25 protein-coding genes are annotated in these 25,174 nt (G+C 53.6%); 14 read left to right on the top strand and 11 right to left on the bottom strand.

The features are described 5' to 3' along the window. Positions 1–20: 20 nt before the first annotated feature. Positions 21–1,973: a bifunctional 2',3'-cyclic-nucleotide 2'-phosphodiesterase/3'-nucleotidase gene (locus ACRDCA_RS09315; protein ID WP_438689267.1), complete on the bottom strand. Its 1,953-nt coding sequence runs from the start codon at positions 1,971–1,973 to the stop codon at positions 21–23. 254 nt (positions 1,974–2,227) lie between these two features. Here ACRDCA_RS09315 and cysQ point away from each other — a divergent pair, with 254 nt between their 5' ends. Then, positions 2,228–2,968, top strand: a complete 741-nt coding sequence (gene cysQ / locus ACRDCA_RS09320) for a 3'(2'),5'-bisphosphate nucleotidase CysQ (protein WP_438689268.1) — start codon at positions 2,228–2,230, stop codon at positions 2,966–2,968. 41 nt (positions 2,969–3,009) lie between these two features. Here cysQ and ACRDCA_RS09325 read toward each other — a convergent pair whose 3' ends face one another. Beyond that, the gene (locus tag ACRDCA_RS09325; RefSeq protein WP_438689269.1) at positions 3,010–3,561 is read right to left on the bottom strand and encodes a YtfJ family protein; all 552 of its coding nucleotides are present in this window, start codon (positions 3,559–3,561) and stop codon (positions 3,010–3,012) included. Between the two features lie 331 nt (positions 3,562–3,892). Here ACRDCA_RS09325 and ACRDCA_RS09330 point away from each other — a divergent pair, with 331 nt between their 5' ends. Continuing rightward, the gene (locus tag ACRDCA_RS09330; protein WP_025122288.1) at positions 3,893–4,099 is read left to right on the top strand and encodes a DUF1107 domain-containing protein; all 207 of its coding nucleotides are present in this window, start codon (positions 3,893–3,895) and stop codon (positions 4,097–4,099) included. Positions 4,100–4,162: 63 nt separating this feature from the next. On the opposite strand, the gene ACRDCA_RS09335 is transcribed toward ACRDCA_RS09330, so the two are convergent. Beyond that, the gene (locus ACRDCA_RS09335; RefSeq protein ID WP_025122287.1) at positions 4,163–5,494 is read right to left on the bottom strand and encodes a hemolysin family protein; all 1,332 of its coding nucleotides are present in this window, start codon (positions 5,492–5,494) and stop codon (positions 4,163–4,165) included. A 174-nt stretch (positions 5,495–5,668) separates the two neighbouring features. After that, positions 5,669–6,307 (bottom strand): peptide-methionine (S)-S-oxide reductase MsrA, encoded by a 639-nt coding sequence (msrA, locus tag ACRDCA_RS09340; RefSeq protein ID WP_438689437.1) that lies wholly within the window; start codon positions 6,305–6,307, stop codon positions 5,669–5,671. A gap of 288 nt (positions 6,308–6,595) precedes the next feature. On the opposite strand from msrA, the gene tamA reads away from it, so the two are divergent. From tamA to ACRDCA_RS09355, 3 genes are read left to right on the top strand one after another with little or no spacing between them, the layout of a single operon-like run. Further along, on the top strand, positions 6,596–8,332 hold the full coding sequence (gene tamA / locus ACRDCA_RS09345) for an autotransporter assembly complex protein TamA (protein WP_438689270.1): 1,737 nt from the start codon (positions 6,596–6,598) through the stop codon (positions 8,330–8,332). After that, complete coding sequence (tamB, locus tag ACRDCA_RS09350; protein WP_438689271.1) at positions 8,329–12,153, top strand: autotransporter assembly complex protein TamB; 3,825 nt, start codon at positions 8,329–8,331, stop codon at positions 12,151–12,153. Before tamA ends, tamB begins: the two co-directional genes overlap by 4 nt. 2 nt (positions 12,154–12,155) lie before the next feature. Continuing rightward, a complete protein-coding gene (locus ACRDCA_RS09355) occupies positions 12,156–12,506 on the top strand; it encodes a gamma-glutamylcyclotransferase family protein (RefSeq protein WP_438689272.1) in 351 nt (116 codons plus the stop codon). 50 nt (positions 12,507–12,556) lie between these two features. On the opposite strand, the gene ppa is transcribed toward ACRDCA_RS09355, so the two are convergent. Further along, entirely contained in the window at positions 12,557–13,084 is a 528-nt protein-coding gene (ppa, locus tag ACRDCA_RS09360; protein WP_024483356.1) for an inorganic diphosphatase, read from the bottom strand. Between the two features lie 242 nt (positions 13,085–13,326). Between ppa and ACRDCA_RS09365 the strand changes: the two genes are divergently transcribed. Next, a complete protein-coding gene (locus ACRDCA_RS09365; RefSeq protein WP_438689273.1) occupies positions 13,327–14,880 on the top strand; it encodes a methyl-accepting chemotaxis protein in 1,554 nt (517 codons plus the stop codon). A gap of 41 nt (positions 14,881–14,921) precedes the next feature. Here the strand turns inward: ACRDCA_RS09365 and fbp are convergent, their stop codons facing one another. Beyond that, on the bottom strand, positions 14,922–15,926 hold the full coding sequence (gene fbp, locus ACRDCA_RS09370) for a class 1 fructose-bisphosphatase (protein ID WP_438689274.1): 1,005 nt from the start codon (positions 15,924–15,926) through the stop codon (positions 14,922–14,924). Between the two features lie 170 nt (positions 15,927–16,096). Here fbp and mpl point away from each other — a divergent pair, with 170 nt between their 5' ends. Beyond that, positions 16,097–17,476 (top strand): UDP-N-acetylmuramate:L-alanyl-gamma-D-glutamyl-meso-diaminopimelate ligase, encoded by a 1,380-nt coding sequence (gene mpl / locus ACRDCA_RS09375; protein ID WP_438689275.1) that lies wholly within the window; start codon positions 16,097–16,099, stop codon positions 17,474–17,476. A gap of 310 nt (positions 17,477–17,786) precedes the next feature. On the opposite strand, the gene yhcN (ACRDCA_RS09380) is transcribed toward mpl, so the two are convergent. From yhcN (ACRDCA_RS09380) to argR, 3 genes are all read right to left on the bottom strand, one after another. Beyond that, complete coding sequence (yhcN, locus tag ACRDCA_RS09380; protein ID WP_021179031.1) at positions 17,787–18,050, bottom strand: peroxide/acid stress response protein YhcN; 264 nt, start codon at positions 18,048–18,050, stop codon at positions 17,787–17,789. Positions 18,051–18,183: 133 nt separating this feature from the next. Then, positions 18,184–18,447 (bottom strand): peroxide/acid stress response protein YhcN, encoded by a 264-nt coding sequence (gene yhcN, locus ACRDCA_RS09385; protein ID WP_025122915.1) that lies wholly within the window; start codon positions 18,445–18,447, stop codon positions 18,184–18,186. Between the two features lie 403 nt (positions 18,448–18,850). Beyond that, complete coding sequence (gene argR, locus ACRDCA_RS09390; RefSeq protein WP_021179033.1) at positions 18,851–19,321, bottom strand: transcriptional regulator ArgR; 471 nt, start codon at positions 19,319–19,321, stop codon at positions 18,851–18,853. Positions 19,322–19,410: 89 nt separating this feature from the next. Here argR and ACRDCA_RS09395 point away from each other — a divergent pair, with 89 nt between their 5' ends. Further along, the gene (locus ACRDCA_RS09395; protein ID WP_438689276.1) at positions 19,411–19,536 is read left to right on the top strand and encodes a hypothetical protein; all 126 of its coding nucleotides are present in this window, start codon (positions 19,411–19,413) and stop codon (positions 19,534–19,536) included. A gap of 250 nt (positions 19,537–19,786) precedes the next feature. Further along, complete coding sequence (mdh, locus tag ACRDCA_RS09400) at positions 19,787–20,725, top strand: malate dehydrogenase (RefSeq protein WP_438689277.1); 939 nt, start codon at positions 19,787–19,789, stop codon at positions 20,723–20,725. A gap of 63 nt (positions 20,726–20,788) precedes the next feature. On the opposite strand, the gene ACRDCA_RS09405 is transcribed toward mdh, so the two are convergent. Beyond that, a complete protein-coding gene (locus ACRDCA_RS09405; protein ID WP_438689278.1) occupies positions 20,789–21,049 on the bottom strand; it encodes a helix-turn-helix domain-containing protein in 261 nt (86 codons plus the stop codon). 182 nt (positions 21,050–21,231) lie between these two features. On the opposite strand from ACRDCA_RS09405, the gene ACRDCA_RS09410 reads away from it, so the two are divergent. Then, positions 21,232–21,588, top strand: coding sequence for a DNA-binding protein (locus ACRDCA_RS09410; RefSeq protein WP_438689279.1), 357 nt, complete (start codon positions 21,232–21,234; stop codon positions 21,586–21,588). 258 nt (positions 21,589–21,846) lie between these two features. Then, a complete protein-coding gene (locus ACRDCA_RS09415; RefSeq protein ID WP_438689280.1) occupies positions 21,847–22,221 on the top strand; it encodes a DNA-binding protein in 375 nt (124 codons plus the stop codon). Between the two features lie 44 nt (positions 22,222–22,265). Here the strand turns inward: ACRDCA_RS09415 and ispB are convergent, their stop codons facing one another. Further along, positions 22,266–23,237 (bottom strand): octaprenyl diphosphate synthase, encoded by a 972-nt coding sequence (gene ispB / locus ACRDCA_RS09420; RefSeq protein WP_438689281.1) that lies wholly within the window; start codon positions 23,235–23,237, stop codon positions 22,266–22,268. A 269-nt stretch (positions 23,238–23,506) separates the two neighbouring features. Here ispB and rplU point away from each other — a divergent pair, with 269 nt between their 5' ends. The 3 genes from rplU to ACRDCA_RS09435 all read left to right on the top strand — a co-directional run bounded on the left by rplU (position 23,507) and on the right by ACRDCA_RS09435 (position 25,172). Beyond that, entirely contained in the window at positions 23,507–23,818 is a 312-nt protein-coding gene (rplU, locus tag ACRDCA_RS09425) for a 50S ribosomal protein L21 (RefSeq protein ID WP_004955927.1), read from the top strand. A 17-nt stretch (positions 23,819–23,835) separates the two neighbouring features. Beyond that, entirely contained in the window at positions 23,836–24,093 is a 258-nt protein-coding gene (rpmA, locus tag ACRDCA_RS09430; RefSeq protein WP_004933559.1) for a 50S ribosomal protein L27, read from the top strand. 107 nt (positions 24,094–24,200) lie between these two features. Then, complete coding sequence (locus ACRDCA_RS09435; RefSeq protein ID WP_438689282.1) at positions 24,201–25,172, top strand: DMT family transporter; 972 nt, start codon at positions 24,201–24,203, stop codon at positions 25,170–25,172. Positions 25,173–25,174 lie beyond the last annotated feature (2 nt).

The raw sequence follows: 25,174 nt of genomic DNA on the forward strand, positions 1-25,174 counted from the left end.
GTAGCGCGCCTGACGGTTAATTACTTGGCTTGCAGATCGACCCGATACAGCTCAAAGCCGATGCTGTCGTTACCCACGGACTTCATTGGGTACTGCGCGTTATCTTTAATAAACGCGGCAGCCTTCTCGCTTGGGGCAGTCTCGAAACGGATATCCAGCGGCTTGGTGCTCTGGAAGCTGGCCAAACGCCAGTTGTTGTCCGCTTGCGGGTGCACTGCGCCGTGCTTCTGGGTTTCTGCGCTGATATAGGCTGCTAATACTGCGCGGTTCTCATCCGGTGAAGCAAAGGCGATATGCTTGTCACCCGTGCCGGCAAACTTGCCGCCGTAGGCGCGGTAGTTGTTGGTCGCCACCAGGAACTGGGCATCAGGATCGATCGCTTTGCCCTTGAAGGTCAGATCCTTGATGCGCTCTGCCTGGCCATTAATCAGCGTACACTCCCCGTCGTAACGGGCCGGTTGGCTGACGTCGATCTGATAATTGACGCCGTCGATCACGTCAAAATTATAGGTACGGAAACCGTCCCAATTGATCAGCCCCTGCGGTTTGCTGCTGTTGACGTCAATTTGATTGAACTGCCCGGCTGAGCATTCCAACCACTCTTTCACTTCCCTACCGCTGGCTTTAACGACGACCAGAGTATTGGGGTAGAGATAAAGATCGGCGGCATTACGGAAGGTGAGCTGACCTTTTTCCACTTCGACAAAGCTGGCAGGATCGTTCTTGCGTCCCCCCACTTTGAACGGTGCTGCGGCGGCCAATACCGGCAGATCGGCCAGATCCGGGTCGCCTTGAATGTAGTGCTCAACGTAGGCTCTTTGCGCATTATTGACGATCTGCACGGTAGGATCGTCCTGGATCAGGGCCAGATAGCTGTACATATTGCCGTCGGACTTACCGATAGGCTTGCTGACGAACTCACGTGTGCCCTTATGATCCTCCTCTAGCACTGTAACCAGCGTGGGATCTTCTGCTGCCAACGATCGTTTGTTCTCTTTGTCGTAGATGGGTCTGGCCTGCGCTTTCGCGGCGGTAACCTGCCAGCTGCCCGTGTTGTTATTCAATTGCAGATCCACCACGCCGAGGTGATCGCCCCATTGGCCCGGCATTACCGCAGGTACGCCATTGAGCAAACCTTTATCGATATCTGCCCCTTGGATATTGGCAAAGTCCTTGCTGGGGAACACGGCATGAGCATGGCCGAACATGATGGCATCGATGCCTGGCACCTGGCTGAGGTAGTACACCGAGTTTTCCGCCATCGCCTTATAGGGATCGCTGGAAAGGCCAGAATGGGGGATGGCGATAACCAGATCGGCACCTTGTTTGCGCATTTCCGGTACGTAGCGTCTGGCGGTTTCGGTGATGTCGTTGACGGTCACTTTCCCTTGCAGATTGGCCTTGTCCCATACCAGGATCTGCGGCGGCACAAAGCCGATATAGCCGATACGTAGCGTATGTGCTTTGCCCTCACGGTCTTTTACCGGGGTATCAACGATAATGTAGGGAGTGAACAGCGGTTTTTGCGTGCTGGCATCGATGACGTTAGCGTTGACGTAGGGGAATTTTGCTCCGGCCAGGGCCTTCTTCAGGTAGTCCAGCCCGTAGTTGAACTCGTGATTACCGATATTGCCCACCACGTAATTGAGCGTATTCATCGCCTTGTAAACCGGATGGATATCGCCAGCCTTCAATCCATTGGCGGCCGCATAATCAGCCATTGGGCTGCCCTGGATGATGTCGCCATTATCGACCAATACGCTGTTGATCACCTGTTGGCGAGCGTGTTGGATCAGGCTGGCGGTTCGCACCAGGCCGAATTTGTCGGTGGGCTTATCCTTGTAATAGTCGAAGTCCATCATATTGCCGTGCAGGTCGGTAGTTTCCAGCACGCGCAGGTCAACCGTCGCCGCCTGCGTTGAGGCGCAAACCAGCAGGGCCAGGGCAGACAGCCCCAGAGGGCGCTTGATCATGGTTATCTCCATTGGGTTATTCTTCGAGGGATATCTCAAACGGATATGTAATTATCATTATCACTCTCAATAAACTGTGAAGTCTGGCAGAATCTGGCCGAATGTAACGCAGAGATATGCAAAGTTGTGACGAAGAAGACTTGAATAAATACCGCAGCTTAGCGGGTTGAGATGGATATTCTGTGGAAAAATAACTAGGCTGCAAGTTATCGATGAGGGAAATTTCCCACGGAGCTGAATGTCTGAGGTGCACTATGTTGGAACAGATTTGCCAGCTGTCCCGCGAAGCGGGTACGGCGATCATGGCGGTATATCATGGTGAACAACCGCTTGATGTGGCACAGAAAAAAGACGATTCACCGGTGACCGCCGCAGATCTTGCCGCGCATCATATTATCAAGCAGGGTCTGGCGGCGCTGACTCCAGAGATCCCGTTACTGTCTGAGGAAGATCCACCCGCCTGGGAAGTCCGCCGCAACTGGACGCGTTACTGGCTGGTCGATCCGTTGGACGGTACCAAAGAGTTCTTAAACCGCAACGGTGAGTTCACGGTCAATATCGCGCTGATCGAAGAGGGTGAGGCGGTAATGGGCGTGGTCTACGCCCCGGCGATGGACGTGCTGTATCTGGCCGAACGCGGCAAGGCCTGGAAGGAAGAAGGGGGCCGACGCCTTGAGATTAGCGTCAGCAATGCCCAACCCCCGTTGGTGGTGGTCAGCCGCTCCCATAGCGATGATGAATTACAGGATTATCTGCAACAGCTGGGCGAGCACCAAACCATCTCGGTAGGCTCATCGCTGAAGTTTTGCCTGGTGGCGGAAGGGCGGGCGCAACTTTACCCAAGGTTTGGGCCAACCAATATCTGGGATACGGCGGCAGGGCACGCGGTGGCGGTAGCGGCCGGAGCCCAGATCCACGATTGGCAGGGTAAAACGCTGATGTACACTCCGCGTGAGTCTTTCCTGAACCCAGGATTCCGGGTTTCACTGTTTTAGCTTGTGTCCCGCCGATCGCCGCGCGGGACGCCGTTTAAACGCTATTTCAGCAACTGGTGCAGCATCTCCATCACCTGCTGCACCTCTTGCGGCGTCAGTGCGCCATCTTTGGCAAACTGGATTTTGCCTGCCTTATCGAGCACCACAATCGCCGAGCCTTTCGGCTGCAGATCCCAGGCTTTTTTGACGTTGCCATTGCTGTCGACAATGAACTGCGACCAGGGGAACTCCTTCTTATTACCTTCAATGCTGTTACGCACAAAGACGGCGGTACCGATGATGGCGTCGTCGGTATTGACGATGGTCGTCGTTTGGTAACGATCGTGCGGTAGCTTGGCGGCCTTGATGGCTTCGATCAGCGGATCGTTGAGCTCTTTGGCCGAGGTGCGGCCGGCAATATGCTGCACCACTCGCACTTTTCCACTTAGCTGCGCGCTATTCCACCCTTTGTAGCTAAACTTGTTATCAACATAGTCCAACTCGCCTTTATCGCTGACACCGATCGGCGCAACGCGCTGTTGGAGCTGAAAGTTGTGAGCAGAGGCCAACATTGGGGCCAACAGCAGCGATATAATTAGCATGCTATTTTTCATGCATTCTCCTGCAGAGGGAAATAAGTATCAATATGACGCTGGGTGGTTAAAGCATAGGTGCTCATCCGAGGTCTGTCCTGTTAGCCGGATCGCAGTTTTTTCCTTCGGAGGGCAATCACGTGCTTTTTGAATGGATATACTGCAAAGGTTATAAATAGGTATACACAATTCTGTCAATAAGTGTAAATCCAGGATAGAAATCCAGGCAAAGTTGAACGAAATGGTCTTTACTCAGTCTACTTGAAAGCAATCAAGTTGCGTTCCGAATGTCGAGGCAGCCACTTTGGCCGCTCGCTGAGCGCATGGATCCAACGGGAGGAGAGTAACAACTATGAGAATCTTCCAGCGTTATAACCCACTGAAAGTGGCGACGTATGTAAAAACCCTGTTCCGGGGGCGGCTGTACATCAAAGATGTGGGGGCGTTCGAGTTCGACAAAGGGAAAATCCTGCTGCCGAAAATTCGTGACAAACGCCACTTCAACGTGATGTCAGAGGTCAACCGGCAGGTGCTGTTGCTGCAGACAGAGATGGGCTAAAAACGCGATCTATGGAGTACCCTGCAAAAAAATAACTGCGGCCCCTTAGGGGCCGCTACTGTTTTATTCCTGGGGCGTTTCGTCCGGGGCTTTCGGCAGCACGGTGATCGGTTTATCGACCAGCCTGGTGACCAATAGCTGGTCAATCTTGTAGCTGTCGATATCGACCACTTCAAACTTGTAACCGGCATACTTCACAAAATCGGTGCGTTTCGGGATCTTGCGCAGCATGTACATCATAAAGCCGCCGATGGTTTCGTAGTTGCCAGCCTGTGGGAACTCATCGATATGCAGTACCCGCATCACGTCTTCGATTGGCGTCCCGCCTTCAATCAGCCACGAGTTCTCATCACGTGTCACGATCTGCTCTTCCTGCCCCTGGCCGACCAGGTCGCCCATCAGCGTGGTCATCACGTCGTTCAGCGTGATAATACCGACTACCAAAGCATATTCATTGAGGATCACCGCAAAGTCTTCACCGGCGGTTTTAAAGCTTTCCAGCGCCTCTGACAGGGTCAAGGTATCCGGCACGATCAGCGCCGAGCGGATCTGTACGCCGCTGCTCAGCACCAGGCTCTGATTACCCAAAACGCGGTTCAGCAGGTCTTTGGAGTCGACATAGCCGACCACCTGATCGATATGGCCGTCGCAGACCAGGAACTTGGAATGCGGATGGGTGGAGATCTTTTCTTTAATGCTGTCTTCGCTTTCGCGCAGATCGAAGTAAATCACGCTTTCTCGGGAAGTCATCGAAGAGGGCACGGTACGCGATTCCAACTCGAAGACGTTTTCAATCAGCTCATGTTCCTGCTTGCGCAGAACCCCGGCCAGCGCGCCGGCTTCCACCACCGCGTAAATGTCTTCGGAGGTGATGTCGTCTTTGCGCATCATCGGCAGCTTGAACATGCGGAAGATCAGGTTGGCCATGCCGTTGAAGAACCAGACCAGCGGGCGGAACAGCATGATCGAGAAACGCATCGGGTTGATGATCCGGACGGCAACCGTCTCTGGTGCAATCATACCGATGCGCTTCGGTGTTAAATCCGCGAACAGGATGAACAGGCTGGTCACCATCACAAACGAGCACATAAAGCTGATCTGCTCGGAGAGTTCAGGGGACAGGAAACGGTCGAAAAGCACTTTGAAGCTGGGGGAGAAGGCTGCGTCACCGACGATACCGCCGAGGATGGCGACGGCGTTAAGGCCGATTTGCACCACGGTAAAGAAGATACCCGGCGTTTCCTGCAGCTTGAGGACTCTGGCGGCGTTGATGTTACCTTCATCAGCCATCAGTTTGAGTTTGATCTTGCGTGATGCAGCCAGAGAGATTTCTGAAAGCGAGAAAAACGCACTCACTGCGATCAGAAAAAGAATCAGTAAAATACTGTTTAACATAGTCTATCCATTGGTGCCGACGAGATGGCGGCGCTCTTTCGGAGGGGTAATACCGTGTAAAAATTGAGTCAAAGGGCGTTGTCTGACGCGCCCACAAAAGCGGGGCCGCAAACGCGACCCAACACAGTATAGCAGTTGCCCCGTGAGGGCCGCCAGTGGTTAAAAATTAGCAGCTTAACCCTGTGGAGGTAGGCAAACCCCAATGCCACCCAGGCCACAATAACCACCCGGATTCTTATGCAGGTATTGCTGGTGGTCATCTTCTGCATAGTAGAAAGGTAATGCCGGTGCGATTTCGGTGGTGATGGTACGTTTGTCGCCCGCCTTATCCATCGCCTGCTGGAAGCGTTGCAGGCTTTGCTCCGCTTCGGCCTGTTGTTCTGCGTCCAGGTAGTAGATAGCAGAGCGGTATTGGGTGCCGATATCTCCGCCCTGGCGCATACCCTGCGCAGGATCGTGGTTTTCCCAAAAGACCTGCAACAGTTGACGATAGCTGATGACCTGCGGGTCAAACACTATGCGCACCACTTCGGCATGCCCAGTCTGACCGCTGCATACCTCACGATAGGTGGGATTTGGCGTATAGCCACCGCTGTAACCCGCGGCAGTGCTATAAATACCCGGTTGTTGCCAATACAGGCGTTCGACACCCCAAAAGCACCCCATGCCAAAGATGGCCGTTGCCATCCCCTCGGGCACGAAGGTCATGGAATGGCCGGTTACTTCGTTAAGCGTAGCGACGGGCATTGGCGTTGTACGGCCAGGAAGCGCACTCGCCTTGTCGATGTTTTGAGACTTATCAAAAGATTGCACCACGTTTGACTCCTGTTGCCATAATAAGAATTAGCCTAATAGAGACGCGTGTCAGTTGTAACTGGTCGCTTCTTTGCTCACAATAAGCCCTATCTAACGTTATGTATCAGCTTAACGCAGTATTTTGAGCGCCAAAAGCTAAGAATGCGTCTTGTTTTCGGTAACGGGCGACGCCGTATGGGCAACGTCTGGGATCTAAAGGTAAAGTGGGCAGTCTGATAGCGCAGCACCGCTACAGCACCAGAGCAAAGGTACTGGCAGGACAGAAAAATCAATTAAGGAGCACCTGTGCCACGATATCGTGTCCTTTGCGTTTTATGTGCGCTATTCGTAACGCCGTCAGTATTCGCGGCGAATGTGCGGCTTCAGGTGGATGGCCTGAGTGGGGATTTGGAACGTAATGTTCGCGTGCGTCTTTCGGCGATTACACCTGAGGAGGTCAACGCCGAGGGGCGTTTTCGCGCCCGCGTGGATGCTGCTATCCGTCTGGGGTTGCGGCCATTGGGCTATTATCAACCCACGATTGAATTCACCTTCGACGATAACCCAAAGCTTTCGCGGCCATTATTAATCGCCAAGGTTAATCCTGGTGAGCCAGTGCGCATTGCGGGTGTGGATATTGAGCTGCAAGGTGGCGCCAAAACTGACGAAGACTACCTGAATCTGGTCAGAACCGATCGGCCAACCATTGGCGAAATCCTCAACCATGGCCAGTTCGACAGCTTTAAAAGCTCGCTAACCAATCTGGCGCTGCGTAAAGGCTATTTTGATGCCCAAATGCTCAAGAGCCAACTGGGTGTGGCGGAAGAGTTACACGAAGCGTTCTGGGATATCGATTTTGACAGCGGTGATCGCTATCACTTTGGCAAAGTGGTGTTTAAAGGCTCGCAGATACGCGAGGATTATCTGCAGAACCTGGTTCCCTTCCATCAGGGGGACTATTACAACTCCAACGATCTGGCCGAGCTTAATCGCCGTTTATCTGCGACTAACTGGTTCAACTCGGTAGTCGTGTCCCCAGATTTCACCGACTCTAAAGAGAGCAAGATCTTGCCGTTAGATGCGGTGGTGACTCCGCGTAGCAGCAATATCGTTGAAATGGGGGGCGGCTTTTCTACCGACATTGGTCCGCGAGTGCTGGGGACCTGGCGAAAGCCTTGGCTAAACGATCGCGGCCATAGCCTGATAACCGCTGCCAGTATCTCTCAGCCGGTACAGCAGCTGGATTTGACCTATAGGATCCCATTGCTCCGCAATCCGCTTGAACAGTATTATCTGTTGCAGGCCGGTTTCAAACGAACGGACCTGAACGATACCCAATCTGACAGTACCAAGGTCGTGGCGTCACGTAACTGGGATCTCTCCAGCGGCTGGCAGCGTGCGATTAACCTCAGCTGGCGTCTGGACCACTTTACCCAAGGTACCGTCACCAATACCACCATGCTGCTTTACCCAGGTGTGACCATCAACCGTACACGTTCACGCGGCGGTATGATGCCGGTGTGGGGTGACAGTCAGCGCTATTCCATCGACGTGTCAGACACCACCTGGGGATCTGGGGTCGATTTTGCGTTGATGCAGGCGCAGAACGTCTGGATCCGCACCTTGGGGGAGAAAAACCGCTTTGTGGTGCGTGGCCAGGTTGGCTGGATCGAAACTAACGATTTTGACAAAGTCCCACCGGATTTGCGCTTCTTCGCCGGTGGCGATCGCAGTATCCGGGGTTATAAATTCCAGAGCATTTCCCCACGTGGCGATGACGGCAAGCTGGCCGGTGCCTCTAAAATGGTGACTGGCTCGCTGGAGTACCAATATAACGTCACCGGCCGCTGGTGGGGGGCGATGTTTGTGGATTCCGGGCAGGCGGTCAATAAATTCTCAGACAGCAATTTCAAGACTGGTGCAGGTGTCGGTGTGCGTTGGGAATCGCCAGTAGGGCCGGTGAAACTGGATATCGCCGCGCCGGTTGGGGATCAAGAGACCCACGGCCTACAGTTTTATATCGGTTTGGGGCCTGAACTATGAGCCTGGTAAAAAAGAGTTGTTTGGGATTTTTAATCCTGCTGTTGCTGCTGATCGGCACGCTGGCGTTCTTGCTTGGAACCACTTCTGGGCTGCATATGGTGATCAACGGCGCTGCGCGCTGGGTGCCTGGGTTGGAAATTGCAGCGGTCAGCGGCGGCTGGCGCGATCTGACCTTGAAAGGCGTGAAGTATCAGATGCCTGGCGTGGCGGTTCACGCCGGGCAGTTCCATCTCTCGCTCGATCTTTCCTGTTTTAAGCGCAGTTCGCTGTGCGTGAATGCGCTGACCGCGCAGGATGTCGATGTGGTGGTGAAAACCGCCGAAATGGCGCCTTCCGCACCGGCTGCGGAAAACAGCGAGCCGCTTACCGAGCTTAGCACGCCATACCCTATTACCTTGCGCAAACTGGCTTTGAACAACGTCAAAGTCACCGTGGACGATACCGCGATCTCGCTTGGGGAATTCAGTACCGGCGCACAGTGGCAAGAACGCGCGTTGACGCTGATGCCAACCACGATCCGTGCGGTGCTGGTTGCGTTGCCAAAAACGCCGGTGAATCCTCTGCCGGAAGCACTACAGCCCGCAGCGGAGAAGGTGGCGGACAAGGTGGCAGAGAACGTGACGGTTGCGCCTGCGTTGGTGCCACCGCCAGCGGAAGAAAAGCCGTTGGCTGAAACCTTGCATGCGCTGTTTGCCAAACCGCTGTTGCCGGATCTGCCAGAAATTCGCCTGCCGCTCGATGTGACTATTCAGGAAATCAACGGCGAGCAGCTGCATCTGACTGGGGATACCGAAGTCTCAATTACCCGTTTGCAGCTACAGGCCAGCACCAAAGATCAGCATATTCAGCTGGATCGCTTTGACGTGAGATCGCCGCAGGGCATGCTTTCCGCCAAAGGGCAGGCCACGCTGACCGGCAGTTGGCCGGTGGAGATGGTGGCCAACAGTACGCTGAACATCGATCCGCTGAAAGGCGAGAAGGTGAAGCTGAATGTGACCGGCGGCCTGCGTGAAGAGCTGAAGGTGGCGCTTAACCTGTCAGGCCCGGTCGGGGCGCAGTTGGATGTACAAACCCAACTGGCAGAGGTTGGCTTGCCGTTGGCGCTGACGCTGCAAAGCAAACAGCTGAGATGGCCGCTGACCGGCGAGGCACAGTATCAGGTTAATGACTTCCGCCTGCGCTTTAACGGCAAGGCCGAAGATTATGCATTATCCACCCGTGCCAACTTCAAAGGCCAGGATCTGCCACCGGCAGTGCTACAGCTGGATGGTAAAGGTAATCTCGAGCAGTTCAGGCTCGAGCGCCTGCGCCTGGTTGCGTTGGAAGGCAATACCGATCTGACGGCGCTGGTGGACTGGAGCAAAGCGATCAGCTGGACCTCACAACTGACGCTGTCGGGCATCAATACCGCCAGGCAATGGCCGGAATGGCCTGCGCAGCTGGAAGGTAAAATCACCACCCGTGGCAGCCTGCACGGCGGCAGTTGGCAATTGCAGGTGCCGGTGTTGCAGCTAGACGGCAACGTGAAACAAAACAAAGTATCGGCGCGCGGTTCCCTACGTGGTAATGCGGCTGGTCAGTGGACGATCCCCGGTATCGATCTGGCGTTGGGGCGTAATACGCTCAGCGTTAAAGGCCAGTTGGATGAGAAAAATTGGCTGTTGGATGCCAACGTAGATGCGGCACATCTCGATGGCGCATTGCCGGGCCTGGCTGGTAATGTCCGTGGGCAGTTGAAGCTGCGCGGGAATTTGCAGGCGCCGCAACTGTTGGCAGACCTGACCGCGACAGGCTTGCAATGGCAAGCGTTGCACGTCAATCGGGTGAAGATCGATGGCGATGTCCGCTCCAGCGATCAGATCCAGGGGCAACTGGCGATACGGGTAGAACAGCTCAAGCAGGATGCATTACAGATCAATCTATTGACGTTGGATGCCCGAGGAAGCGAGCGCCAACATCGGCTGCAAGTGAATATCGATGGCAAGCCGGTTTCCGGGCAATTGGCCCTGGAGGGCAGCTTTGATCGCCAGCAACAGCGCTGGCGCGGCACCTTGAACAACACCCGCTTTGATACGCCGGTGGGTGAATGGCGGCTGACCCGTGCCATCGCGTTGGATTATCTGAATACGCAACAGAAGGTCAGCATAGGACCGCATTGCTGGGTGAACCCGAATGCCGAGCTGTGCGTACCAAGAACCATCGAGGCGGGTGCCAGCGGCCAGGCTAGCGTGGTACTCAACCGCTTCGACCTGGCGATGATCAAACCTTTCCTGGGGCCGGATACCGCCATGAGCGGTGTCTTTAGCGGCCAGGCAGACGTCAGTTGGCAGCCGGGTGGCGCGTTGCCACAGGCGAGAGTCTCATTGGTGGGCAAAGGGGTGAAAGTGGTGCAGCAAGTGCAAGGCAATGCACTGCCGATCGCTTTCGACACGCTGAATCTGAATGCGGGCCTGAACAATGGTCGGGCGCAGGCTGACTGGCTGATCAAGCTGGCTAATAACGGCCAGTTTAACGGCAACGTGCAGATCACCGATCCACAGGTGCGCCGCGCCATCAGCGGCAACGTCAATATCACCAATGTTTCGCTGGCGCTGCTTAACCCGATACTGACGCAGGGTGAGAAGGCGGCGGGGATGCTGAATGCCAACCTGCAATTAGGGGGCAATGCGCAGAACCCGTTGGTCTTTGGCCGTCTGGCGCTGGATAAGGTGGCGATCGTTGGCCACTGGATGCCATTCGATATGACCGATGGCCGCCTGACGCTGAACTTCAACGGCATGACCTCGTCTCTGGAAGGATTGCTGGCAACCACACATGGGCAACTGAATCTGTCAGGGGATGCAGATTGGCGGGATATCAACGCGTGGCGAGCGCGGATTGCGGCTAAGGGCAATCGGCTGCGGGTGACCCTACCGCCAATGATACGTATCGATGTTTCACCGGATGTGGTGTTTGACGCTACGCCACAACTGTTCTCGCTCAACGGGTCCGTGGCTATCCCTTGGGCGCGTATCAAAGTGCAGGAATTGCCAGAAAGTGCGGTTGGGGTTTCGCCTGATGAAGTGATGCTGGATAACCAGCTCAAACCGATCCAACCGGCGACGGCAGGGATCCCAATTAACAGTAATCTGACGATCCGCGTGGGCAACGACGTGCGTCTGGATGCTTTTGGCCTGAAAGCCAGCCTGCGTGGCGATCTACGCGTAGCGCAAGACCGGAACGGTCTTGGGATTCATGGACAGATTAATATTCCATCGGGGCGTTTCCATGCTTATGGTCAGGATCTGATTGTGCGCAAAGGCCAACTGCTCTTCTCTGGGCCACCGGATCAACCGCTGCTGAATATCGAAGCGATCCGCAATCCTGATGCGACGGAAAACAACGTAACCGCAGGTGTCCGCGTGACCGGTATGGCCGATGCGCCAAGGCTGGAAGTGTTCTCCGATCCGGCCATGTCTCAGCAAGAAGCCCTGTCTTACCTGTTACGTGGCCAGGGTTTGGGGTCTAGCGGAGCCGATGGTAATGCCATGACCTCAATGTTAATTGGTATGGGGGTTGCACAAAGTGGTCAACTTGTGGGTAAAATCGGCGAGGCGTTTGGCGTAAGTAATCTGGCCCTTGATACCGAGGGAGTTGGTGACAGCTCTCAGGTGGTGGTGAGCGGCTATGTCCTCCCCGGCTTACAAGTAAAATATGGGGTGGGGATTTTCGACTCATTGGCCACGCTGACGTTGCGATACCGCCTGATGCCTAGGTTGTATCTGGAAGCGGTGTCTGGTCTAGACCAGGCACTCGATGTGCTCTATCAGTTTGAGTTTTAGCTATGCGAATAATTGTCTACGGCAGTTTACGACGCAAACAGGGAAACAGCCATTGGATGACCAACGCCCAATGGTTGGGTGAACATGAGTTAGAAGGCTACCAGCTTTATAATCTGGGCCACTACCCGGCTGCGATCCCTGGAGAGGGCACGGTACACTGCGAAGTGTATCGTATTAACTCATCGATTCTGGCCGAGCTGGATGAGTTGAAAAGCAATACCAAAGACTATAAGCGCGAGCTGATCCGCACGCCTTATGGCAGTGCGTGGATCTACCTGTATCGACACAGCGTGGACGGTTTCCCGCAGATTGAAAGCGGTGACTGGCTAAAGCGACTTGACGAAAAGCAGTAAAAAAAACACCGCTCATCTGGGCGGTGTTTTTTCATCAGTACGGGCGAGAATTACTTCTTGGCGCGTTCGAAAGAAGCGACGATCTCAGCTTTGGCTGCAGCAGCGTCTGCCCAACCATCAACTTTTACCCATTTGCCTTTTTCCAGATCTTTGTAGTGCTCGAAGAAGTGGGTGATCTGCGCTTTCAGCAGTTCTGGCAGGTCGTTCACATCTTTAATGTGATCGTACTCTTTGGTCAGTTTGCTGTGCGGTACGGCAACCAGCTTCGCATCTTCACCGGCTTCGTCGGTCATTTTCAGCACGCCAACTGGGCGGCAGCGGATCACTGAGCCTGGTTGCAGTGGATACGGGGTTGGCACCAACACGTCTACCGGATCACCATCCAGTGACAGGGTGTGGTTGATGTAGCCGTAGTTGCACGGGTAGAACATCGCCGTGGACATGAAACGGTCAACGAACAGCGAGCCGGTTTCTTTGTCGATTTCGTATTTGATTGGATCGGCGTTAGCCGGGATTTCGATAACTACGTAGATGTCTTCTGGCAGGTCTTTGCCAGCAGGGACCAGGTTCAAGCTCATGTCGGTTTCCTTTAATCAAACCAGAAATGGAGTGGCGGCTATTATAGCGGACTCTTTTGTGATTTCCCGTCCTTTTCATCATTGAGCCGCAGCCTGGCCGATAACAGGAACATTTCCAGAATAATCCCCTTAGCAGTGAAGTTTCTTCCCCTTCTGCCGATAACTTCCTCAAATAATAACGATCCAGCCTTTTGCCTCCTCTACATCTGAAGCTACTTTTTTTCTAAAGCCGGGAAACACTCATGTTAAAGAAGATCACCGTTAAGGCCGGGCTGATTGCCCTGTTGAGCCTGATGACGTTGCTGTTGATTGTTGTCAGCATTATCGGGGTAAAAGCGATTAATGAAGGCTCGCGTTCGCTACAGACGCTAAACCAGATCCTTGGGGAAGAGCTTGGTTCGTTAGCTAATAGCTCCAACCTGGCGCTACGGGCCAGGACGGCCGCCTCGCTGGCGGTACGCCAACGCGAGATTGGTCAGATTGAGGTTGCTGACGCCTCGGTTGGGCGTATTTATGGTTATCTGGAACAGTCGAAAAAGGAGATGGCGCGCTTTGTCGACGTGGGAACCGTGACCGAGAAGGGCCGCCAATTCTCTTTGCGTATGCAGACCAGCTATCGCGCCTATCTTGAACAAGGCATTGCGCCGATGGCTGCGGCGATAAAAGCGGGCAAACTGGATGACTATTACGCCATTCAGGAGAACCACATCTCTAAACTGAGCATTGCTTTTGAAGCCGATCTCAGTGAGTTTCGTGCATTTGCGATGGAGATTGGCCAACAGCATGTTCATGAAGCGGAAAGTAATGCCAGCACCAAGATTATCCTGATCGTCACCGCCGGACTGCTTAGCGTGTTACTGGCGGTGCTGGCCTGGTTTGCGCTGCGTTTGATCCTGCTGCGCCCGCTGGATGAATCGATCGTCCAATTGGAACATATCGCCGCCGGGGATCTGACCCACGACATTACCGGTGCAGGTGATACCGAAATGGGGCGCTTGGTGCGTGCCATGCAGCGTATGCAGCAGTCGCTGGTGATGTCGGTCGGCAAAGTCCGCGATGCCAGCAGCCAGATCGATACCGGCTCACGCGAGTTGGCCGCGGGTAACGTTCATCTGGCGCAGCGCACGGAGGAGTCGGCCGCTTCACTGGAGGAAACCGCCGCCAGCATGGAGCAGTTGACCTCTACGGTGAAAATGAATGCCGAAAATTGCGAACAGGCCAATCAGTTAGCGCTGAGCGTCTCCGATATTGCCGAGCAGGGCAGTGACGTGGTCAGTCAGGTGATGAGCAAGATGCAGGCCATCACCGACAGCTCCCGACGCATTGCCGACATTATCAGCGTGATGGACGGTATCTCCTTCCAGACCAATATCCTGGCGCTCAACGCAGCGGTAGAGGCGGCACGAGCAGGGGAGCAAGGCCGTGGCTTCGCGGTGGTTGCCGGTGAGGTGCGCAGCCTGGCCCAGCGCAGTGCGCAATCGGCCAAAGAGATCAAAGGGCTGATCGAGGTTTCACAACACCGCGTGCGGGAAGGTGAACAGATGGCGGCGACTGCGGCGAAGACCATGAACGGCATTACGGGGGAAGTCGGGCGCGTTACGGCGCTGATGCGTGAAATCTCGGCGGCAACCCGCGAACAAAGTAGCGGTATCGAGCAGGTGAATCTGGCGGTGGTGCAGATGGACCAGGTGGCGCAGCAGAATGCGGCGTTGGTGGAAGAGTCGGCGGCGGCAACGCGCTCCCTGGAAGAACAGGCTCAGGCGTTGGCACAAAGCATGGCGGTATTCAAACTGTGATACGAAGGGGCGGTAGAGTTACCGCCCCTGATTTATATTGCTTATTCGTCTGGGAAATCGGCAATAAAGCGCTCTGCATCTTCTACCATCGACTGAGTGCCGACGAAGAATGGCGCACGCTGGTGCAGCTGTTGCGGCACGATATCCAGAATACGGTTTTTACCATCGCTGGCTTTACCGCCGGCCTGTTCGGCCAGGAATGCCATCGGGTTGCATTCATACAGCAGACGCAGCTTCCCCTGAGGATGGCTGGCGGTGCTTGGGTAGATATAGATGCCGCCTTTGAGCAGGTTACGGTGGAAGTCGGCAACCAGTGAACCGATATAGCGTGAGGTATAAGGGCGCTGCGTTGCTTCATCCTGCTCTTGGCAGTATTTGATGTATTTCTTCACCCCGAGCGGGAACTTGATGTAGTTACCTTCGTTGATGGAATACATATTGGCTTTTTCCGGGAAGCGCACTTTCTCGTGGGAGAGGCAGAATACCCCCAGAGACGGATCGTAGGTAAAGGCATGTACGCCATAACCGGTGGTATACACCAGCATGGTGGAGGAGCCATAAACCACATAGCCGGCCGCGACCTGGGCATGGCCAGGCTGCAGGAAATCTTCTTCGGTGACTGGCGTGCCAATCGGGGTGATGCGGCGATAGATAGAGAAGATCGTCCCGACAGAGACGTTCACATCAATGTTGGACGAACCGTCCAACGGATCCATCAGCACTACATACTTGCCATTCTCAGCTCGCTCGCCGTCGAAAATCACGATCTCGTCTTCTTCTTCCGAAGCGATGCCCGCAACTTCACCACGCGCCTTCAACGCTGCCTTCAGCTTCTCGTTCGCGAACAGGTCCAGTTTCATCTGAACTTCACCCTGAACGTTCGAAATGCCGTTAGTCCCCAGGATATCAACCAAACCTGCCTTGTTGATATCACGGTGAATGATTTTGGCACCCAGTTTAATGGCAGAAAGTAATGAGGTCAGCTCACCGGTGGCGTGAGAGAAGTCGTGTTGTTTCTCGACGATAAATTCGCCTAACGTTTTCATGACACAATCCCTGAATCTACGGATGGATAGCGGCTTGTTAACATACCGCCAACGTTTTCGACTGCAGTGTAGCCCAAAGCAAGTTGCGATTCATAGGCAAATCCATTTCTTCTGAGCGATTCAGAGCGCTAGAATAGGCAGTAAATCGATGCACTAAAATGAGAAACCTAATGCGCATACATATTCTTGGGATCTGCGGCACCTTTATGGGTGGGCTGGCCATGTTGGCTCGTTCACTGGGGCACGAGGTGACCGGTTCAGATGCCAACGTCTATCCTCCGATGAGCACCTTGCTGGAAAAACAGGGGATCGATCTGATCCAGGGTTACGATCCTGCCCAGTTGGATCCGGCTCCGGATCTGGTGATTATCGGCAATGCCATGAGCCGTGGTAATCCTTGCGTAGAAGCGGTGTTGGAACGGAGTATTCCTTACGTTTCCGGCCCTCAGTGGCTGCATGACTATGTGCTGCGCGATCGCTGGGTGCTGGCGGTAGCGGGAACGCACGGTAAAACCACCACTGCCGGCATGGCGACCTGGATCCTGGAAGCCTGCGGTTACCAGCCGGGCTTTGTGATCGGCGGCGTTCCGGGTAACTTTGATGTCTCGGCCCGTCTTGGCGGCAGCCCGTTCTTTGTCATCGAAGCCGATGAGTATGACTGTGCCTTCTTCGATAAACGTTCCAAGTTCGTTCATTACTGCCCGCGTACGCTGATCATGAACAACCTTGAATTCGATCATGCCGATATCTTTGACGATCTGAAAGCGATCCAGAAGCAGTTCCATCACCTGGTGCGTCTGGTGCCAGGCCAAGGCAAGATTATCCTGCCGGAAAACGACACTCATCTGAAACAGGTGATGGCGATGGGCTGTTGGAGCGAACAGGAGTGGGTCGGGGAAGGGGGCGCATGGCGCGCGCACAAACTGACCACGGATGCCAGCCATTACGAAGTGTTCCTCAACGGCGAGAAAGTGGGTGAGGTTAACTGGTCGCTGGTGGGTGAACACAACATGCATAACGGCCTGATGGCGATCGCCGCCACCCGCCATGTTGGCGTCCAGCCAGCCGATGCCTGCCGTGCGCTGGGTGACTTTATCAATGCCCGTCGCCGTCTGGAATTGCGCGGCGAAGCCAATGGCGTCACCGTTTATGACGATTTTGCCCATCACCCAACCGCTATTCTGGCCACGCTGGCGGCACTGCGTGGCAAAGTGGGCGGCACGGCGCGCATTCTGGCCGTGCTGGAGCCGCGCTCGAATACCATGAAAATGGGGATCAGCAAAAACGATCTGGCTCCTTCACTTGGCCGTGCCGACGAAGTGTTCCTGTACCAGCCCCACCATATTCCGTGGCAGGTAGCGGAAGTTGCCGAAGCTTGCGTCCAGCCCGCACACTGGAGCGCCGATCTCGATACGCTGGTGGAGATGATCGTCAAAACCGCGCAGCCTGGCGACCATATTCTGGTGATGAGCAACGGCGGGTTTGGCGGTATTCATGACAAACTGTTGGCAGGGCTGGCGAACAAGGCCGAACCGAAAGAAACCTATTAATCCTCTCTAATGCCCCTCTTCCAAAAGGAGAGGGGACTGACCGTGCTATAGATAACCTCCTGTACCTAATAGCAGCTCTGGACCCCCCTCTCCCTAAACAAGCGCCAATGATGTTCCCCGGTCGTACATTGGGAATAAGCCAGATCGCTTATGAGGCCTTTTTTGCACCCATAAAAAAGCCCTCGCGAGCGAGGGCAATGGGGTTCGTCGGATAGGACGACGACAATTTCCGAGGATAATAGCGTTTACCTGAGAACTCGGCAGTGGCAGTGACGAGGGTAATCAGTTCAGTAAATGCGACCTCGGTTTATTACTTGTAGATTTCAGCCGTTGCGTGCCAGTTGCCATTTTCATAGGCTTCGATCACCCGGTAGGCTTTGGCCCCTTGCTGGTCCGCTTTATCAGACAGCGCCTGACGGATATCAGAAGGTGCGCCACCCACGCCGCTAGCGGTGATAGTGCCGACAGATTGCAGGTTGCTTGCTTGGGCATCAGTCACCAGGTTAGCTGCAGAAGCACCGAAAGAAACGGCAGACAGCAGGCTAAGTGCAACGAGAGTAGTTTTCATGTTCATGATACTTGGATCCTTAATCGTTCAGAGATAACGGCCTGGAAGGGCTTGATCGCGTTTTTTATACTTGAAGGCAGTTATCTGTTTAGTTTTTTACCAGAGAGTTGCTGTGCGCTAAGCACATAACATCTTGTACTTATTTATAAATTTCTGCGGTAGCGTGGTAGTTACCTTCGCTACGAGCTTCGATGACACGGTAAGCGGTCGCGCCTTGGGCATCGGCTTTGGCAGACAGTGCCTGACGGATATCTGAAGGTGCTGCACCCACGCCGCTGACGGTGATTGTGCCGGCAGATTGCAGTTTTTCAGCCTGCGTTGCGTCAATGGATTGTGCTGCGAATGCACCGAAAGACAGCATGGACAGCAGGCTAATGGTTGCTACGGTAGTTTTAATTTTCATGATTTATCCTCTTCGTATTCTTTTATCAGTTCCAATGAACTGTGATTTACGTCACGAAAATGAGTATACATCTAGTAACGCTAAAAATTAATAGCTAGCTAACAGTTTCTAGTGAAACTTTATTAGGGTAAGTGTCACTTTTAATAACCTAATGGAATAAAAAACGGCGATAAAATGCACTTTTGATGTTAAATTTATGTAATTTCAATGAGCTAAGTGCTTTTGACTAAAAGTGCGGAAACTTCCAGTCACTATCACTAGCTACGCAAAAATGTCATTGATATGTGCTGTAGGTCGGCTTATTGGCAGTTTTAAACGTGGTAGGCACGGCGGAAGAAGTAACGGAATGGTTAATAAAGGATGAACAGCCCGCGACGGAAAGCCGCAGGCTGTACCGAAGGCATCAAAGCTCCTGTTCGAACAGCGAGAGGATGGCTTCAAACAGTTGGCGCGCGGTGAAGGAGCTGGCCGGGGTGACAAAAATCGTGTCGTCACCGGCAATGGTGCCCAGGATCCCTTCGGATTTGCCCAGTGAGTCCAACAGGCGGGCAATCAGCTGCGCAGCGCCAGGGCTGGTATGGATTACCACCACCGCGTCATTATGATCCACGTCCAGCACCAGATTCTTCAGTGGGCTGGTGGTGGTAGGGACACCGAGTTCGGCCGGAAGGCAGTACACCATCTCCATCTTGGCATTACGCGTGCGTACCGCCCCGAACTTGGTCAGCATGCGAGAAACCTTGGATTGGTTAATGTTCTCGAAGCCTTCTTCTTGCAGCGCCAAAACGATCTCGCCTTGAGAACTGAATTTTTCTTCTTTCAATAACGCCTTAAACGCCTTGATCAGATCTTCCTGCTTTGCGGGATTACGCATTTTGCACCGTAGAATGTTGGTAATAGAGCTGATTATTATGCATATAAATGCATTTTTATGCAATATGGAGGCTGCCTGGAAAAGTAATAATGCCCAGACAGAAAGGCAAGGGGGCGATTTTAACAAAATCCGAAGCTCATGAATATGCCCTTTCGGTGCGGGAAGCGAGCCAGCTCTCCGGTAACGAAAATGTTATTAAAATGATGTTGTTCTGATGTTACGTAAGGGTGTAATGTAACCGCCGGTTAACGCATTCGTGAAAAGCCAGGCACTATTTTCTATTAGTGTGCGCTATGCCCTTAATGCATAAGCTTTTTACTTTAAAATGCTCGCAACATCGGCCATTTTATTGCGCCAGATCTAAAACCGACTGTTAAGAGGTTGTTTTTAAAGGCGTGATAAATTAAGGTCCGTGACCAAAGAATTCACGGCGCTTTTATATTTAAGACAATAAAGGAGTATAGGATGAAAGTTGCAGTTCTCGGTGCTGCTGGCGGTATTGGCCAGGCCCTCGCCCTTCTACTCAAGACCCAGCTTCCTTCAGGTTCTGAACTCTCCCTCTACGACATTGCCCCTGTTACCCCAGGCGTTGCCGTTGACTTAAGCCACATCCCAACCGCAGTTAAAATCAAAGGCTTCAGCGGCGAAGATGCGACCCCTGCGCTGCACGGTGCGGACGTGGTGCTGATTTCTGCTGGCGTTGCGCGTAAACCAGGGATGGATCGTTCCGATCTGTTCAACGTTAACGCTGGCATCGTTCGCAACCTGATCGAGCAAGTGGCTAAAACCTGCCCGAAAGCGTGCATCGGTATTATCACCAACCCGGTGAATACCACGGTGGCAATTGCGGCAGAAGTGTTGAAGAAAGCGGGTGTGTACGACAAAAACAAACTGTTCGGTATCACATCGCTGGATATCATCCGTTCCAACACCTTCGTGGCAGAACTGAAAGGCAAACAACCGGAAGAGCTGAACGTTCCGGTGATTGGTGGCCACTCAGGCGTGACCATCCTGCCTCTGCTGTCGCAGATCCCTGGCGTAAGCTTTAGCGATCAGGAAGTGGCTGATTTGACCAAACGTATCCAGAACGCGGGTACCGAAGTGGTTGAAGCCAAAGCCGGTGGCGGTTCTGCAACGCTGTCCATGGGCCAGGCTGCGGCACGTTTCGGCCTGTCTCTGGTGCGCGCGCTGAGCGGTGAGCAAGGCGTAGTAGAATGTGCCTATGTGGAAGGGGACGGCAAATATGCCCGCTTCTTTGCACAACCACTGCTGCTGGGTAAAAACGGTATCGAAGAGCGTAAAGACATCGGTACCCTGAGCGCCTTCGAGCAAAAAGCGTTGAGCGAAATGCTGGACGTACTGCACAAAGATATCGAGCTGGGTGAGAAGTTTATCAACAACTGATCCTTCTGTTCGATGAGCATTAAATAAGCCGCCGGGTCATATCCGGCGGCTTTTTTCGTTTTTTCATGATTTGATTCGGCTTTTCCGATCCAGTAGGTGATGGGTGCGCGGATCAAAGTACCTGCTCGGCCAGATCTCTGCCGGGTGCACGTTCAGCGCATCGGCAATCAACCACTCACCCTTTGGCCAGGGGCGTGACAGTGCGTTGGCCAACGTCGATGAACTCAACCCTGCCTCTCGTGAAACCGCTGCCAGAGTGGTCCCTCTCTTCTTCAAAGCCGCGATGACGTCTGCTGGATGCCAATCTGGGTCCCGTGAATTCATAGCTACATTCCTTTTTTTGATTAGAGAAAGTTCTGTTAGTGGTATAACTAACAGGTCAGAATTAATCGTTTGAACAACGCGACACGTTTATTCAGAAACTAGGATACCACCAAGTTTCCCAAAAATACCTTATGGTTTCTGAAAAATTTGTATTGCCACACTATTGTCCCGAGATAATGGCTATGAAAAACGAGTGGTTTGCCGCCAAGGAGCTGATAGGCATAGCAGGATTACCTTCCTCTACACAGGGAATCAACCTGATGGCCCGGCGCGAGAATTGGCTCAGCCGCCGCCGTAAAGGCGTACAAGGCAAGGCGCTGGAATACCATATCGACAGCTTGCCTGGTGGCGTTAAAAACCTGCTGGCATTGCGGGAAGAGCCTGCGGTCTATGAGGCCGAACGCCAGGAGCCACTGGCGCTGTGGATCGAATACTACTATCACCTTTCAGACAGTGAACGCAGCAAAGTGATGGCGTTCTTGATGCGAGAAGGGGTGGATAGCCTGCTGACCTGGATTGCTGAAAAGAACAAACAGTAAACCATTTTTAAACTGCCAACCCACCTCACCGTCCACGATACTTAGGGACGCTGCACGCAGCGCCCGCCTAATTGTATTGTTCCTGCTCTCCCTCCTTCCTCATCAATTGGATAAGAAGATCTTGAGTATTACGCCGGTTTTTTTGTGATCGGCAATGGCTGAGTTAGTGGTATAACTAACGTATTAGCATTAGTGGTTTGAGCAACTAAAACAGCCGATAAGTCTGTCAGGGCAACGCCAAGATCAAGGAGCGGGGGAATGGACAAGGAGTGGTTTACCGCCGAAGAGCTGAAAGGAAAGGGCGAATTGGGCAAATCCCCGCAGGGGATCAATAAGCGGGCACGTGAGAACAACTGGCGATGGCAGCGGCGTTATGGCAAGCAGGGGGTGACAAAGGAATATCATATTGGCAGCCTGCCGCTCTCGACCCAAAACGCATTGTATCCACAGCGCTATCCTCTTGCCGCAGAGGAACCGGCGGCTTATACCCCGTCCGATGATGGCGAACCTGCAGCACATTTGCAGGGTTATCTGATGGCTATGACGCCAGATGAATACGCGGTTCTGCTGGATTTTCTGGCGGAGAATGGGGCGGCGGGGCTACTGGATCTGATTAGCAAGGCAAATAAATAGGCCCGCATCGCAGGCCTATTTGAATATTAGGAAACTTAAGTTTCTTAAAACTCTCGTTGAACCGCCAGGTGCGCTAATCCTTCCAGTGCGGTCCGATAAGCTGAAGCGGGCAAAATCTGCAAGGCGGCGATCGCCTTGTCCGCTTCCTCTTCTGCGCGCTGGCGTGTATAGGTGAGTGAACCACACTCCTGCATGGTCGCCAGTACCGGCTCCAACAGATGGCGGCCATTCCCCTGTTCAATCGCGCCACGGATCATCGCAGACTGCTCGGCATTACCGTTATGCATCGCATGCAGCAAGGGCAGCGTCGGCTTCCCCTCGTTCAGATCATCGCCGGTATTTTTACCCAGCGTGACGCCGTCTGCACTGTAGTCCAGCAGATCGTCGATCAACTGGAATGCCGTGCCAAGATAGCGGCCATAGTCTTGCAGCGCCTGCTCTTCGGCCGCGCTGGCTTCGGAGAGGATGGCTGAGGACTGGGCTGCTGCCTCAAACAGGCGAGCGGTTTTACTGTAAATGACCCGCATATAGTTTTCTTCAGTGATATTCGGGTCGTTGACGTTCATCAACTGCAGGACTTCACCTTCGGCGATCACGTTGACCGCTTCGGACATCACTGCCAGCACGCGCAGCGATTCCAGACTGGTCATCATCTGGAAAGCACGCGTATAAATGAAGTCACCCACCAACACGCTGGCGGCATTGCCAAACGCCGCGTTGGCGGTTGCCTTGCCACGGCGCATGTCGGACTCGTCCACCACGTCATCATGCAGCAGGGTAGCGGTATGGATGAACTCTATCAGGGCAGCCACGGCAATGTGTTTCTCACCTTGATAGTGCAGGGCTCGCGCCGCCAGAACGGCGATCATCGGGCGAATGCGCTTACCGCCACCGCTGATAATGTAATAGCCAAGTTGATTGATGAGCGTGACATCGGAATTCAACTGTTCGAGAATTGTTGCGTTCACGGCCGCCATATCTTGCGCGGTTAACTCAGTAATTTGTTCTAGGTTCATTGTATTTTTTTCAGCTGTGTTTCTGTTGACCGCGATGAGAACGCTGCTCACATCGGTACATGGCGGTAACTGTCGCCTTGATTGTACTTGAAAATCGGCCCAGATAAACGTTGAGAGAGAAACTGTGTTTTTTTTCTTCTTTTTTCACCTTCTGACCCTAATCTGCTCTTGTCATATGCGGAGTTATTGCGTAGAATTCGCGCCCTATTGTGAATATTTATAGCGCGCTCTGTACTGAACAGTTGGGCACGCGGAAAGCGGAGTTTTATATGTACGCGGTTTTCCAAAGTGGTGGTAAACAACACCGAGTAAGCGAAGGTCAGACCGTTCGCTTGGAAAAGCTGGACATCGCAACTGGTGAAGCGGTTGAGTTTGACCAGATTCTGATGATCGCTAATGGCGAAGATATCAAAATCGGCGTTCCTTTCGTCGATGGCGGTAAGATCAAAGCTGAAGTGGTTGCTCACGGTCGTGGCGAAAAGATCAAGATTGTTAAGTTTCGTCGTCGTAAGCACTACCGTAAGCAGCAGGGTCACCGTCAGTGGTTCACTGATGTTAAAATCACCGGCATCAGCGCTTAAGTTAGGAGAGCGGATTAATGGCACACAAAAAGGCTGGCGGCTCGACTCGTAACGGTCGCGATTCAGAAGCTAAACGTCTGGGCGTAAAACGCTTTGGCGGCGAAGCAGTACTGGCAGGCAGCATCATCGTTCGTCAGCGCGGCACCAAATTCCACGCTGGTACCAACGTGGGTTGCGGCAAAGACCACACTCTGTTTGCTTTGAAAGACGGTAAAGTCAAATTCGAAGTTAAAGGCCCGAGCAATCGTAAATTTATCAGCATCGAAGCTGAATAATTTTTCGAGCCTTACGAAATAGATGTTAAGCCCCGCAATTCGTTGCGGGGCTTTTTACATTTATAGATTGCTTGTGCTTAGCGGCACAACGCACAGACAGTGAGAAGATGGACACAAAACAGCAGGCTGGCGTTGGTATTTTTCTGGCGATCACCACAGCGGTTTGCTGGGGCGCATTGCCTATTGCGATGAAAGAAGTGCTGGTCGTGATGGAGCCGTTTACCGTCGTCTGGTACCGCTTTACGATTGCCGCTATCGGCTTGGGGTTGATCCTGGCGGTACGCGGTCGTTTACCCCCGGTGAAAATGTTCCGTCAACCCCGCTGGCTGCTGTTGCTGGCAATCGCCACCGCCGGGTTGTTGGGCAACTTTGTCTTCTTCAGCTCTTCGCTGCAATATTTGAGTCCGACGGCCTCGCAGGTTATCGGCCAACTCTCGCCGGTGGGCATGATGTTCGCCAGCGTATTGATCCTGAAAGAAAGGATGCGTATCACTCAGGTGATTGGCGCCCTGATGCTGATCTGCGGGCTGATGCTGTTTTTCAACGTCAGCCTGATCGAGATCTTCACTCAGTTCACAGACTACACGCTCGGAGTGTTGTTGGGCGTGTGTGCGGCCATGGTTTGGGTGACCTATGGCGTGGCGCAGAAAGTATTACTGCGTCGATTGGCCTCACCGCAGATCCTGGTATTGTTGTACACTTTATGTGCGATCGCGTTGTTCCCGCTGGCCAAGCTGGCGGTGATTTTCCAGCTCAGCGGTTGGCAATTGGCCTGTCTGCTGTTCTGTGGTGCTAACACGCTGATTGGTTATGGTGCGCTGGCGGAAGCGATGGCGCGCTGGCAGGCGGCGCAGGTGAGTGCGTTAATCACGCTGACTCCCTTGTTTACCCTGCTGTTTTCAGATTTATTGGCGCTGGCCTGGCCACAGGTATTTACCGCCCCGGCATTGAATGTCGTCGGCTATGTAGGTGCTTTTGTGGTGGTTGCTGGCGCCATGTTTTCCGCAATTGGTCACCGTTGGTGGCCGCGACGGGCAGAAACCAACCTGGTTGCTTCTTTGAAGCCGCCCGGTGAATGAGT

The sequence above is a fragment of the Serratia sp. (in: enterobacteria) genome, from assembly GCF_051654945.1.
In the GTDB taxonomy this organism is placed as follows: Bacteria; Pseudomonadota; Gammaproteobacteria; order Enterobacterales; family Enterobacteriaceae; genus Chania.